Origin of the sequence: Shewanella sp. SG41-4 (assembly GCF_014164505.1) — a bacterium.
Classification (GTDB): Bacteria; Pseudomonadota; Gammaproteobacteria; order Enterobacterales; family Shewanellaceae; genus Shewanella.
On sequence record NZ_JACJFI010000004.1, the window covers coordinates 45,296 to 59,760 of the forward strand.

General features: G+C 43.3%; 12 protein-coding genes. 11 read left to right on the forward strand and 1 reads right to left on the reverse strand.

Annotated elements, in window-relative coordinates:
- The first annotated feature begins 33 nt into the window (after window positions 1-33).
- From pstA to H5202_RS01160, 5 genes are all read left to right on the forward strand, one after another.
- Window positions 34-1,695 (forward strand): phosphate ABC transporter permease PstA, encoded by a 1,662-nt coding sequence (pstA, locus tag H5202_RS01140; RefSeq protein ID WP_182770201.1) that lies wholly within the window; start codon window positions 34-36, stop codon window positions 1,693-1,695.
- A gap of 26 nt (window positions 1,696-1,721) precedes the next feature.
- Window positions 1,722-2,540, forward strand: coding sequence for a phosphate ABC transporter ATP-binding protein PstB (gene pstB / locus H5202_RS01145; protein WP_182770203.1), 819 nt, complete (start codon window positions 1,722-1,724; stop codon window positions 2,538-2,540).
- 48 nt (window positions 2,541-2,588) lie between these two features.
- Window positions 2,589-3,293 (forward strand): phosphate signaling complex protein PhoU, encoded by a 705-nt coding sequence (gene phoU / locus H5202_RS01150; protein ID WP_041412865.1) that lies wholly within the window; start codon window positions 2,589-2,591, stop codon window positions 3,291-3,293.
- A 139-nt stretch (window positions 3,294-3,432) separates the two neighbouring features.
- The gene (locus H5202_RS01155; RefSeq protein WP_182770205.1) at window positions 3,433-4,023 is read left to right on the forward strand and encodes a DUF502 domain-containing protein; all 591 of its coding nucleotides are present in this window, start codon (window positions 3,433-3,435) and stop codon (window positions 4,021-4,023) included.
- A gap of 438 nt (window positions 4,024-4,461) precedes the next feature.
- Window positions 4,462-4,818, forward strand: a complete 357-nt coding sequence (locus tag H5202_RS01160; RefSeq protein WP_182744720.1) for a YajD family HNH nuclease — start codon at window positions 4,462-4,464, stop codon at window positions 4,816-4,818.
- Window positions 4,819-5,431: 613 nt separating this feature from the next.
- On the opposite strand, the gene H5202_RS01165 is transcribed toward H5202_RS01160, so the two are convergent.
- Entirely contained in the window at window positions 5,432-5,662 is a 231-nt protein-coding gene (locus H5202_RS01165; RefSeq protein ID WP_182770207.1) for a DUF1289 domain-containing protein, read from the reverse strand.
- A gap of 79 nt (window positions 5,663-5,741) precedes the next feature.
- Between H5202_RS01165 and H5202_RS01170 the strand changes: the two genes are divergently transcribed.
- The 6 genes from H5202_RS01170 to megL all read left to right on the forward strand — a co-directional run bounded on the left by H5202_RS01170 (window position 5,742) and on the right by megL (window position 13,694).
- Window positions 5,742-7,058 carry a methyltransferase gene (locus tag H5202_RS01170; RefSeq protein WP_182770209.1) on the forward strand — a complete coding sequence of 439 codons (1,317 nt, stop codon included), beginning with the start codon at window positions 5,742-5,744 and terminating at the stop codon, window positions 7,056-7,058.
- A gap of 254 nt (window positions 7,059-7,312) precedes the next feature.
- Window positions 7,313-8,362, forward strand: a complete 1,050-nt coding sequence (locus H5202_RS01175; RefSeq protein ID WP_182770211.1) for a 3-oxoacyl-ACP synthase III — start codon at window positions 7,313-7,315, stop codon at window positions 8,360-8,362.
- A 60-nt stretch (window positions 8,363-8,422) separates the two neighbouring features.
- Entirely contained in the window at window positions 8,423-9,298 is an 876-nt protein-coding gene (locus tag H5202_RS01180) for an alpha/beta fold hydrolase (protein ID WP_182770212.1), read from the forward strand.
- Window positions 9,299-9,417: 119 nt separating this feature from the next.
- Window positions 9,418-11,112: an olefin beta-lactone synthetase gene (gene oleC, locus H5202_RS01185; protein WP_182770214.1), complete on the forward strand. Its 1,695-nt coding sequence runs from the start codon at window positions 9,418-9,420 to the stop codon at window positions 11,110-11,112.
- 125 nt (window positions 11,113-11,237) lie between these two features.
- Window positions 11,238-12,287: a 2-alkyl-3-oxoalkanoate reductase gene (gene oleD, locus H5202_RS01190; protein WP_182770216.1), complete on the forward strand. Its 1,050-nt coding sequence runs from the start codon at window positions 11,238-11,240 to the stop codon at window positions 12,285-12,287.
- Between the two features lie 222 nt (window positions 12,288-12,509).
- Window positions 12,510-13,694, forward strand: a complete 1,185-nt coding sequence (megL, locus tag H5202_RS01195; protein WP_182770218.1) for a methionine gamma-lyase — start codon at window positions 12,510-12,512, stop codon at window positions 13,692-13,694.
- Window positions 13,695-14,465 lie beyond the last annotated feature (771 nt).

Consider the following 14,465-nt stretch of genomic DNA (forward strand, 5'->3'; position numbering starts at 1 on the left):
TTAATTCGCCAATCGCCTTGAGAGGTTTGTGCAATGGGTAAGTGGTTTAAATCAGGTTCACCGTGGATTTGGATGACCGGTGGTGCCGTTAGTATCAGTTTGATTGCCGTATTAGGCTTATTACTGTTAATCGCTTGGCGTGGCTTGAGTTACTTTTGGCCAGCTGATGTTTATGAATGGCAACTCGAAGACAACAATGGTGTTAAAAGCACCTTAATTGGTGAGATTTACGACCGTGAAGAGGTGCCTACTGAGCGCTTAATTTCAGCGGGTCATAAATTTAGCAAACACCCTGGTGAGTTTGTAACACGTTACTTGGTCAAAACCGGTAACCGTGAGTTTGTTGGTTTAGATTTTCGTTGGATTTTAGGTACAGACATCGTTAGCCGTTCTTTGCCTGCTGATGTTGCTAAACTTGAACGAACTAAAAACGGTAATTTTTACGGTTATCCTGTTGCGGTAATCGAAGACGGCAAACGTTTAGAGTTAACCAATGAAGCAGACATAGAATCGTCTTTGTTCGACCACATCGACCGCGCTGTGGCGATTTCTGACGAAGCCTTGGCGTTACAAAAAAGCGATATTGGTTCGATAAATCATCAAATGGAGCGACTACGTTTAAAAGAACGTGGTTATGAGCTTGATGGTAAATTAACCACTGAACTAAAAGCAGACTTCAAGGCGCAAATCGAACAGCTCAACAAAGACTACTTAGTGCTTGAAAAAGACTTGTTTGCCCTGCGAGATAAAGCGGCTCGTGATTCTGTGGTAATTAAAGACATGCGTGGCGTTGAGGTCACTTTGCCACTGGACTCAATTTTAGACGTAAGTTACGTCAATCATATGAGTTTACTGGGTAAAGTGGGTCATTGGTTTGTGGGCATTGGTCGCTTTGTGAGTGATGACCCGCGTGAAGCAAACACTGAAGGTGGTGTATTCCCAGCGATATTTGGTACGGTATTTATGGTGATGCTCATGGCCGTGATCGTGACGCCATTTGGAGTTATTGCTGCCATTTACTTACACGAATACGCCAAGAAAGGCCCTATCACTAAGATGATCCGTATTGCGGTGATTAACTTAGCCGGTGTGCCGTCAATCGTTTATGGTGTGTTTGGGTTAGGTTTCTTTGTATACATGATGGGCGGTTCAATTGACCAATTGTTCTTCCCTGAAGCGCTACCAGCACCGACATTTGGCTCTCCTGGAGTTATTTGGTCAGCCCTAACATTAGCTATCTTAACCTTGCCGGTGGTGATTGTATCGACCGAAGAGGGCTTAAGCCGTATTCCTAGTGCAGTACGCCAAGGCAGCTTGGCATTAGGTGCGACTAAAGCAGAGACCTTATGGCGCATTGTGATACCAATGGCAAGCCCAGCAATTATGACTGGTTTGATTTTAGCCGTGGCACGTGCAGCTGGTGAAGTGGCTCCGTTGATGTTAGTGGGTGTAGTAAAGCTAGCCCCAACATTACCGATTGATATGAACTTCCCGTTTGTGCATTTAGAACGTAAGTTCATGCACTTAGGTTTCCATATTTACGATGTTGGCTTCCAAAGCCCTAACGTAGAGGCTGCACGCCCATTGGTGTACGCAACTTCGTTCTTATTAGTATCTGTAATTGTTGCTCTTAATTTAACCGCTATCAGCGTGCGCAACCATTTACGTGAAAAATTCCGTTCGCTAGAACATTAATTAGCGATATCCTGAGGAAAGATAAAATGATTTCTATTGATAGTTCAGCAATGCAAACAGAAGCCGTTGATTTAGTTAATTTACCGGCACAGGATACCGCACTTGAAATCCGTAACCTTGATTTACGTTATGGTGACAAACAAGCGCTATTTGATGTGTCGATGAAGATCCCTAAAAGACAAGTTACAGCATTTATCGGCCCAAGTGGTTGTGGTAAATCAACACTGTTACGTTGTATTAACCGCATGAATGATTTGGTTGATAGTTGTAAAATTGAAGGTGAAATATTACTTCATGGGCAGAACATTTATGACAAGAAAGTCGATGTAGCTGCGCTACGTCGTAATGTCGGCATGGTGTTTCAGCGTCCTAATCCGTTTCCTAAGTCAATTTACGAAAACGTAGTCTATGGTTTACGTTTGCAAGGGTTAAGCAACCGTCGTGATTTAGACGAAGCGGCAGAGCGTTCATTACGTGGCGCAGCGATTTGGGACGAAGTGAAAGACCGTCTACATGACAATGCATTTGGTTTATCCGGTGGTCAGCAACAACGTTTAGTGATTGCCCGCGCTATTGCCATTGAGCCTGAAGTATTATTACTCGATGAGCCAACGTCAGCACTTGACCCAATCTCAACCTTAACAATTGAAGAATTGATTACTGAGTTAAAGCAGAAATATACCGTGGTGATTGTGACGCACAACATGCAACAAGCGGCACGAGTGTCCGATCAAACGGCCTTTATGTACATGGGTGAGTTGGTTGAGTACGCTGATACCAACACCATTTTCACGACCCCTAAAAAGCGTAAAACAGAAGATTATATTACCGGTCGTTACGGTTAATCTTGCTCAAAACGCTTTTAATTAACATACAGAATTTAGGTGGGTATCATGGAAAAAATGAATTTAAGTAAACACATATCTGGCCAATTTAATGCCGAGCTTGATGATATTCGTAATCGAGTATTAGCCATGGGCGGTCTAGTTGAGCGCCAGCTTGAGCAAGCATTAGATGCACTAGCAACACTTGACTCAGAATTAGCTCAACAAGTGATTGAAGGCGATCATAAAGTCAATGGCATGGAAGTGGCTATTGATGAAGAGTGCACTCGTATTATTGCTAAGCGTCAACCTGCTGCTAGCGATTTGCGCTTAATTTTGGCTATTTCTAAAACTATTACCGATCTTGAACGTATTGGTGACGCTTGTGTCCGTATAGCTAAAGCTGCGGTAGAAAAACGCGCTAACAGTCAACAGCCTTTATTGGTGAGTATTGAAAACATGGGGCGTCACGCCACACGTATGTTGCACTCAACGTTAGATGCGTTAGCACGTATGGATGCCGACCAGGCATTTGAGCTACATAAAGAAGATGCAAAATTAGACAAAGAATATGAAGGTATTATCCGTCAATTAATGACTCATATGATGGAAGACCCTCGCTCAATCCCTGGTGTGCTAGACGTACTATGGGCTGCACGTGCTGTTGAGCGTGTTGGAGACCGTTGTAAGAATATTTGTGAATATGTGATTTACTATGTGAAAGGTAAAGACGTTCGACATATTTCTTATGAAGAAATGGAAAAAGAGCTGTAAAAGGTCTTCGCGACTTTAGAAACGCCCTATGTTGTACTGTTTATCCATCAAACAGCCCAGCATAGGGCGTTTTTGTTTAGCGGTTTTGATGGATATTTGTTATCTTTGGCGCCTAAATCTGATGTAGAAGAAATCGTTCATGAAAAATACCCTTGCTCGTGGTTTAACCAATTTATTACCTATGGTGTTATCTATTTGGCTATTTTGGTCATTGTTCATCTCATTGGATGGCTTAGGTAAGTTATTGCTTGATATTGTGGGCATAAAAACTGTCTTTGTTGGCGCTGGTTTTTGTTTGGTGGCGAGTTTAGTGTTTGTAGCGGGATTATTGTTTTCCGTTAGTCCGATTGCATGGGTGTACGGTTGGATTGAAAACCAACTGATGAAGTTTCCTTTGTTTAAATCTGTCTATGGCAGTATTCGTGATATCGCCAGTTTAATGAATCGCGATGGCCAACCTAAAACCCAAAAAACCGTATTAGTTAAACAAGCCAATGGCAGTTTTGTCGTTGGTTTTATCATGAGTGACTCTGCACCACAGCCCCTCGTTGATGCATTGCCAGAAGGTGATTGGTTGCCAGTACTATTTCAACTGAGTTACCAAATCGCAGGGGTGACCAGTTTGGTTAAACGCGACGACCTTATTTTTGTTGATTGGTCATTTGAAGATGCAATGCGCTTTAATTTAACCGCCGGAATATCAAACAGTAAAGAAGCTAAAACCGACTAATCGTTATTTGGAGTGGTAATAAGCGATATAAAGCGCAAACAGAGATATCAATCTGTAATGATGATATCAAGCGATAGCAATCTGTAATGATGTTATCAAGCGATAGTAGCGACAGCTCGGAAACTTAGAGCCGACTAACTCCAGCTTGTAGGTTTCGCGGCGGCAAGAGCCGGTTGACACGATTAAATCGACCACACTGATATGAATCAGCGCTGCATTCGTCATCTCATTTTATCGCGATTCATCGTGTTATATTTTGCAGGTATAGCATCTAGGCTTTAGGTGATTAGAAGAAGCTAAGTGATGTTTCATCATTGCTTTGTCATTGTTAATCAGTGCTAATCACACAATAATCTTAAAATAAGATCTAGCAAATAATTGCCCCAAGCGAAAACAGTGATTATCCTTGGGGTAATTTCATTTATGAGTGATAAATCAATGTCAGCCAACGAAAGTAAATTAGATAAAGTATTAGCTGAAGCCAGAGACTACAAAGCCTCTCGTGAAAAAGGATATCGCGAGCAAGCACTTAAGCTATATCCTTGGGTGTGTGGGCGTTGTACTAGAGAATTTATACATAAAAACTTATCTGAATTAACTGTGCATCATCGTGATCATAATCATGACAATAATCCCTCAGATGGCACTAATTGGGAATTACTATGCCTGTATTGTCACGACAATGAACATTCACGCTTTGAAGAGTTGATTCGTTACGGTAGCACTAAAGAAGCCAAACAAGATGCCGCCACTTTTAATCCGTTCGCAGACTTAAAAGCGATGATGAAGAAGTAAAGCTAAGACGATAGAAGCGGTTAAGAGCGATAAAAATCGATGACAAGCGATAAAAGCCTAGGAGCTAGGTCGCTTCGCGGCGTGCTTCAGGATGCAAGGCAAAGGACGAGTAAAGCAGATACCAGTTCACTATGCCGTCCATATCACTTGCAGCGCAGCATTTTAGATACTTAAAAGCTAAGAATGGATCCCCGATAAGAGATCTCGAGGATGACGGGCTAGGGCGAAGTAATGCACACTCACACGTCATTCAAGGAATGCGCGCTATTTCGTCACACCGGCAATCCACCCTAACGTCATTCAAGTAATGCGCGCAATTTCGTCACACCGCTAATCCACCCACACGTTACAACGGCAATCCACCCTAACGTCATTCAATTAATGTTCACTATTACGTCACACCGCTAATCCACCCACACGTTACAACGGTAATCCACCCACACGTTACAACGGTAATCCACCCGCACGTCATTCCGGTAATGCTTTTAAGCCGGAATCCAGGTGTTAATGATTTAAAGCCACAACAATCAGTGACAACACCTAGGTCCGTCTCGGCAGCGTTTCTGAGCTGTAATAAAAGTATTTAAAGGGATGGCGATTAAAGTATTGGTTTTTAATATTTTTTTATACGCTTTTCAGCTTCCAACCACTTTTCCCGTGACAACGTTTGGTTGTTGCTGTCACCTAAAAACTGCTGTTTTCTACTTTCTAAACTATTCCAAATTTGTTTTTTTCGCTCATCACTTGCTTGCGACCAAGATACAATCTCATCGATGTGGCGAAAACAGCCCATACAATAATCGTCAGCATTTAAGCCACAACGGGCGACACAAGGTGAGTGCATAGTTTACAATTCCAGTTCTGCGATTTAATGACTCGCATCCTATCATTTCAATCGGCTAAGGTTAACTACAAGTCTTAATATGTCAGTAATCAATTATCAACAGACTTTTAATGCCATTGATTCGCTTCTTGGTGCCCTAAAACCCTTGTGGCAGCTAGTCGCATTTGAGTGTGACCACTTACCCTGGCAGCAGGAGTTTCCACATTTAGCCCAAACCGTGTGGCAACTAGATGACGCTGAAATAGATAACCTCGATGCAGATCAACAACATCTTGTTGGTGCATTATTACCAAGTTTGATAGTAGACATACAGCAAGGTCAGTTTCTAGACAAAGATCAACTGATTAACCAATTAAGCTTGTTAGCCATCACTTTGCCTACAAGTGCGATTAACCGTGACGATACTCAAGCGATGCAAGACACTGAACAGCTGAGTAATGAACATCCAACTAGCGATTTAGCCCATTTTAGTGCACATATTAAAGGTCGCAAGTGGCAACAAATCAGCGCATTTACGGAGCAAGTTAATCCGCAATATCACCCTCAATTACCTCGATTACCTATCTTAGAGTGGTGTGCAGGCAAAGGCCATTTAGGCCGTTTGGTGGCTAAGCAGCAAAACATTGAGGTAACCAGTATTGAATGGCAAGCGGGCTTATGCACACAAGGCCAGATTTTTGCTAAGCAATGGCAATTACCACAAACTTTTATTTGTGCCGATGCGTTTGCGCCAATCGACCCGAATCAACCGCTTTTGTTAGAACAACAACATGCAATCGCATTGCATGCTTGTGGTGACTTACACATTCGTTTACTCAAACTTGCTGTATCGGCAGGCACCCGAGTGATGTCTATTTCACCTTGCTGTTATCATTTGATTGAGCATACCCATTATCAACCACTATCGTCCTTAGCCAAAGTGAGTGCGATTAAACTTTCAAAGCATGACTTACAGCTGCCATTGCAACAAAGTGTTATTGCAGGCACCAAAAAACAAACATTACGTAATCAAGAAATATCATGGCGCTTAGGTTTTGACAGTTTGCAGCGAAAAACACGCGGCATAGAGGCTTATCTACCGGTGCCAACCATTAAAAAAAGCCAGCTTAGTGGTAGTTTTAACGATTTTTGCCAATGGGCAGCAAATGAAAAGCATTTAGCTATATCCAGTAAGATTAATTTGAGCCATTATTTGCACCTTGGAATCGAGCGACAAAGACTGACTAAGCGAATCGATTTAGTGGCACATTTATTTCGACGCACATTAGAGCATTGGCTGTTGCTCGATCGAGTGTGTTTTTTACAAGAGCAGGGCTATCAAGTTACATTGACTGAATTTTGTGCAAACAGTGTTACGCCACGAAATGCGATGATCCAAGCAATTAAAACAAACTAATGGTAGCCTTTGTCACAAAATTGTAAATTAAACCTTTGTTTATACTGGTCTAATTTCCTTAAAACTGTAAAAATCAACAAGCTAGTTAATCACACAATAAAATTTAGCCACAAATAATCTTCCCAATTACTGCATTGGATTGCTGTTTTTGATTGAATAATTAGGCCATTCTTGTTCAAATGGCGGGTTAATAACGAATAACAATTATTCTAGTGGCTTTGGGCTTGCTAGAGCGAAGCGAATTATACGGTTTAATGAAATATTCACGCGTCTTTATCAATAGTCTGGCTTATGAGCTAGCACCACAAATAGTGTCGAGTAGCGATTTAGAATCTCGCTTAGCGCCGCTATATCAAAAGTTTCGTATTCCAATGGGGCAACTTGCCGCATTAACGGGTATTACTGAGCGCCGTTGGTGGCCTAAAGGTTATCGTCTATCAGACGGTGCTATTGCTGCTGCACGTAAAGCCGTGAATGAAACCGGTATTAATGTCAGCGATTTAGGTGCAGTGGTTTACACCGGTGTATGCCGTGACCAACACGAACCCGCAACCGCTTGCCGAATTGCAGCTGAACTCGGCGTGTCTAAAGACACTGCAATATACGACATTAGTAATGCCTGTTTAGGTGTGTTGTCGGGTATTTTAGATATTGCCAACCGAATTGAGTTAGGCCAAATCAAAGCCGGTATGGTTGTGTCGTGTGAATCTGCACGAGACATTGTGGATGCGACTATTGACCACATGCTAGCAGAACCGACAATGCAAAATTTTGCTCAGTCATTGGCTACCTTAACCGGTGGTTCAGGTGCGGTAGCGGTTATTTTAACCGACGGTACTTTGCCACTTACCACCACACGTCATCATCAATTACTAGGTGCGAGCCATTTGTCTGCACCAGAGCATCATCAATTGTGTCAGTGGGGCTTACAAGAAGCAGGGCACTTATTGTATCGCGAGTTTATGCGTACCGATGCTGTTACCTTACTAAAAGAAGGCGTAGAGCTTGCTAAGCACACTTGGGAGCACTTTTTAGAACAACGCGACTGGGTCGTGGAGCAAGTTGATAAAGTGATTTGTCATCAAGTGGGTGCATCAAACCGCAGGCAAGTGCTAAACGCATTAAACATTCCACATGAAAAAGAATATCCCACCTATCAAACCTTAGGCAACATGGGCACAGTATCATTACCTGTTACTGCTGCAATTGCCCACGATGAAGGTTTTTTACGTGTTGGCGACCAAGTCAGCTTTTTAGGGATAGGCAGTGGTTTGAACTGCATGATGTTAGGAATTAAGTGGTAAGCCTTGGGCTGCACTGAATTTTTTTGCATATCATTATAAAAATAGTTAACAGGATGCATCATGCTTGACAACTTACTGCCATTTAAAAGTCATTATTTAGACCGTAACGGCAATAAACTCCATTACATAAACGAAGGCCAAGGCGAGCCTGTCGTTATGGTGCACGGTAATCCTAGCTGGAGTTACTACTATCGTAATTTAGTGAGCGCGTTGAGCGATCAGCATCAGTGTATTGTGCCAGACCATATTGGTTGCGGCTTATCAGACAAACCCGATGATCCACAATACGATTACACCCTAAAAAACCGTATTGATGACTTAGAAGCGTTACTTGAAAGCTTAGATGTAAAACAAAACATTACTCTAGTGGTACACGACTGGGGCGGTATGATTGGTATGGGCTTTGCGGCTCGTCACCCTGAGCGTATTAAACGCATTGTGTGTTTAAACACTGCCGCGTTTCATCTTCCTAAAACTAAGCCGTTCCCATGGGCATTATGGATTTGCCGCGAAACCGTATTAGGTACCTTGCTAGTACGTGGTTTAAATGCATTTTCGTCAGCGGCATCTTACGTAGGTGTTAAACGCAAACCTATGTCTAAAGAAGTGCGCGAAGCGTATGTAGCCCCATTTAACTCGTGGAAAAACCGTATTTCAACATTACGCTTTGTTCAAGACATTCCACTTAAGCCTGGTGATAGAAACTACGACTTAGTGACTAACATTGGCGATAGCTTAAGCGAGTTTGCTGACGTACCGACGTTGATTTGTTTTGGTTTACAAGATTTTGTGTTTGATAAGTATTTCTTAGAAGAATGGCGACAGCGAATGCCTCACGCCACGGTGCATGAGTTTGCTGACTGCGGTCATTACATTCTTGAAGATGCCAGCGACGAAGTGATTGGCTTAATTAAAGACTTTATCGCAAAAAATTAATTACACCCTAAAAGGCTCATTTGAGCCTTTTAGCTATTTAACCGTCTAAAATTATCTATATATTGGCGTTATTGTTAGCCAGCATATGCGTTCTTCACATTAGCCCAAAATGAAGCCACATGACTCAAACCTCTATACTTGCTAATGCCAATATCTGTCAGCACCTTAAAACGGCTGCACAAACAATGCCTGCCGATCTTGCAGTTGCTGTGCAGCACGCTAAACAAGGTAAATTCAGTTATCAGGAAATAGACTTTGTTACCTTACACCGTCAATCGGACATGATTGCCAAAGGGTTAATTCAGTATGGTATTATGCGCGGCATGAAAGCCGTATTGATGGTCACACCCAGCATTGAGTTTTTCGCGTTAACGTTTGGCTTATTCAAAGCCGGTATTATCCCTATTTTAGTTGACCCAGGCATGGGTATCAAAAACCTTAAACAGTGTTTTGCAGAGTCGCAGCCGGATGCATTTATCGGCATTCCAAAAGCGCATATTGCTAGGCGTGTTCTGGGGTGGGGCAAAGGCAGTGTTAAGCAAGTGATTAATGTGGGTGGCTCGGGCATTCAACGCTGGTTAGCTAACGCAACAAGTTTAGAAACCATTATCGAAATTGGCCGTAATGTTGCTCAACCTTGCGATATGGCACTACTAAAGCCAGACGACATGGCGGCTATTTTGTTTACAAGTGGTAGCACAGGTACCCCTAAAGGCGTGGTGTACAGCCATGGTATGTTTGAGGCACAAATAAGCGCACTTAAACACGATTATGGCATCACCCCTGGCGAGCGTGACTTAGCGACTTTCCCGCTGTTTTCATTATTTGGCCCAGCATTAGGCATGGCGTCAATTGTGCCAGACATGGATGCCAGCAAACCGATTACCGCGAATCCTGACAATTTGTTTGCCGCCATCGACAAATATCAATGCAGCAACATGTTTGTTAACCCAGCTTTATTAGAGCGACTAGGCCAAGCTGGTGAGCAAAGCCAGCATAAACTCACAAGTGTTAAGCGAGTGATATCAGCAGGTGCTCCGGCAACCATTAGCTCAATCAAGCGCTTTAGCAACATGCTCAATCCACAGGTTGAAGTACTTAATTCTTATGGTGCGACAGAGTCGTTGCCTATCAGTATGATTGGCAGTCATGCTTTATTTAATACCAGTGACCTAACCGATCAAGGCAAAGGCATTTGTGTCGGTAAACCGATATCGTCGGTGAGTGTAAACATTATTGCCATTACAGATTCAGCACAGCCTAATTGGTCTGATGTCAAAAAACTTTCCACCAACGAAATTGGCGAAATTGTGGTGAGTGGCCCTATGGTCAGCCAAGCTTATTATCAACGTCAACATGCCACTGATGTAGCTAAAATTAATCACGGTGAACGTGTCATGCACCGCATGGGAGACGTGGGTTATCTTGATGATGACGGCTTGTTGTGGATGTGTGGTCGTAAAGGACATATTGTAGATGCCACGCGCGGTAAGCAAAGATTAAAACGTTTTTATACGCTGCCCTGTGAGCGAGTGTTTAATACTCACACTCAAGTTAAACGTTCAGCCATTGTTGGTGTCAATGTGCACGGGGATATTGTGCCCGTTTTGTGTATCGAATTGCATAAAGATATTGTCTGCTCAACGGCTAAAGCGCTATTTCAAGAATTAACTCAATTGGCTGAGCTGCATCCACATACTCAAGGTATCGGCCGTTTTTTAATTCATCCCGATTTCCCGGTCGATGTACGTCATAACGCAAAAATATTCAGAGAAAAGCTCGCCGTTTGGGCTCAAAAGCAATGGAAAGAATAAGGCTGTACTTAGATTGTAGTAAGGCCGCTGTACTAAGACTGTAGTAAGGCCGTCATTCAGTAATGATAAGGCTCAGCATAACGTAATAATACGGCCGGCCCTAAAGTAACAACAAGGTATTAATAATGAAGCTGACAGATTTACATCCCCTAGAGCAAACAGCGCTTACGCAATTAGCATTATCGGTCAACAAAGTGTTTGTTACCGGTGCTGGCGGCTTTTTAGGGTTTGCTATTTGTCAGCGTCTATTGTCTGCAGGTATTGAAGTCGTGGGGTTTGCCAGAGGCTATTATCCTAAACTGGTCGAACTGGGTGTTGATATGCGTCAAGGTGATATCAGCGACTATGATTGTGTCAAACAAGCCATGCAAGGTTGTGACTTGGTGTTCCATGTGGCATCAAAGGCAGGCGTGTGGGGCAGTAAGCAAAGTTATTATTCGCCTAATGTCGACGGTGCAGCTAATATTGTTAATGCTTGTAAAGCGCTTAATATTCAAAATCTTATTTATACCAGCACCCCAAGCGTAACCTTTGCTGGGCATGACGAAAACGGCATTAACGAGTCAGCACCTTACGCTGCTGAATACCTCAATTATTATGGCGAATCGAAAGCCATTGCTGAACAAAACGTCCTTGCAGCGAATACTCCTCAACTTCGAACCACAGCCTTACGGCCGCATCTAATCTGGGGGCCAAACGATCCTCACCTTGTACCCCGAGTGATTGAACGTGCTAAAGCAGGGCGACTTAAGCTAGTTGGAAGTGAAGATAAACTGGTCGATACCATCTATGTTGATAACGCCGCCTACGCCCATATTTTGGCTGCCGTTGATTTAGTGGCAAACGCCAAGTGTGCCGGGAAAGCCTATTTTTTAAGCAACGATCAACCTATCACCATGGCTGCCATGCTCAATAAAATTCTAGCCTGTGTAGATTTACCGCCAGTAACTAAGCGTGTGCCAGCAGGTGTCGCCTATGCCGCAGGCGTGGTGCTAGAAACGGTTTATGGCTTATTGAATAAGCAACAAGAACCCATCATGACCCGCTTTGTCGCAAGACAACTGTCGACCAGTCATTACTTTGATATCAGCGCAGCAAAACAAGACTTAGGCTACCAGCCGCTGGTGAGTATCGACCAAGGTATGCTAAAACTGAAGCAATCTTTGTCGAGTTAATTGCTTACTATCACTTATATTCACCCTTGCTAACAATGCTCAAATAGATGATTTAAACGATGCAAACACCTGTTTGTAAAATTGTTTTTACATCACACTCATTGGTTATTTTTTAGCAATCATTTGGTTATATCTTATTCCGCTGTATCTTAAATTCCGACCACCATAACAATAACCCCAAAGAGGGTAACAACTCATAACAAGGTGGCGCAGGGAGACGCAATGCAAGATAACAAGCACAGCACATGGAATTTAGCCACATTAGCCATTCATGGCGGCCATCAGCGCGAAGCCTTTGGCTCACTCACTACACCACTTTACCAAACAGCCACATTTGTGTTTGATACCGCAGAGCAGGGCGGTGCACGTTTTGCTGGTGAAGAGCCTGGCTATATTTATACTCGTTTGGGTAACCCAACCACCGCAGAACTTGAGCGTAAAATGGCGCTACTAGAAGGCGCTGAAGATGCCGCAGCAACAGCATCTGGCATGGCAGCTGTGTCCAGTGCATTATTAACGCACCTGCATGCAGGCGATCACTTAGTCGCATCTAAAGCTGTTTATGGTTGTACTTTTGCACTAATGACGACTCAGCTAACGCGTTTAGGCATTACATCAACCCTGGTCGACTTTACCGATATCGCTGCAATTGAAGCTGCCATCAAGCCAAATACCAAAGTGTTGTTTTGTGAAACACCGGTAAACCCGCATTTACAAGTATTCGATCTTGCCGCCATGGCCAAAGTTGCCAAAGCACATAACTTAGTGTCAATCGTCGACAACACCTTTATGACACCACTATTGCAGCAGCCGCTAGCGATGGGCATCGACATGGTGATCCATAGTGCCACTAAGTACTTAAACGGTCACGGTGATGTAATTGCGGGTATTGTGTGTGGCAACGCCGAGCACATGCACAGATTAAAATATGAAATCTTAAAAGACTTTGGTGGCGTGATTTCACCGCACGATGCATGGTTAATTTTACGCGGTTTAAAAACCCTAGACGTACGGTTAGCTCGTCACTGTGACAACGCCGAAGTGTTAGCTACATATTTAGATAAACACCCTAAATTTAGCCAAGTGTTTTACCCTGGTTTAGAACACCACCAAGGCCATCGTTTCATCGGCAATCAAATGAAACGGGCAGGCGGTGTTATTGCTTTTGAACTAAAAGGCGATAAGCAAGACGCAATCAACTTTGTAAATCGTCTTAAGCTATTTACCATTGCAGTAAGCCTAGGTGACGCAGAATCATTGATCCAACACCCTGCATCAATGACCCATTCTCCTTACACACCAGAAGCGCGACTAGCCGCAGGCATTACCGACAACTTACTGCGTATCTCAGTAGGATTAGAGAATGTAGAAGATCTTATCGCAGATATAGAACAAGCGTTAAAATAGATGAAAAGCGTTGAGCTAAAGGTTAAAAACTTAATCAACGCTGTCAGCTCTAAATCGTTATTCCGGTAATGCGCGCTATTTCGCCATAACGGCAATCCACCCACTCGTCATATATGGACCCACCCTCTAGTCATATAAGTAATGCACACCCAAATTACGTCATTCCGGTAATGCGCGCTATTTCGCCATAATGGCAATCCACCCTTTCGTCATTCCGGTAACGCTTTTGAGCCGGAATCCAGGTGTTAATGTTTAAAGCCACAACAATCCAAGACAACACCTGGATCCGTCCCGGTAGTGTTTCTGAGCCGGGATTAAAGCATTCGAGGATGACGTGCGGGGGGAAGTAATACTCGCTATTTCGCCACACCGGCAATCCACCCTCTCGTCATATAAGTAATGCACACCCAAACTACGTCATTCCGGTAACGCTTTTGAGCCGGAATCCAGGTGTTAATGCTTTAAAGTCACAGCAATCCAAGGCAACACCTGGATCCGTCCCGGTAGTGTTTCTGAGCCGGGATTAAAGCATTCGAGGATGACGTGCGGGGGGAAGTAATGCGCACTCACACTTCATTCCGGTAATGCGCGCTATTTCGCCATAACGGCAATCCACCCTCTCGTCATATAAGTAATGCACACCCAAATTACGTCATATATGGACCCACCCGTTTTGCAAGTGATTTCGAAGCGTTGATAAACAAATTCATTGCCTTCATATATCCGGCTTGTGAACCGGGTGTTTTATATACCCGCAGCCCTAATGCAATT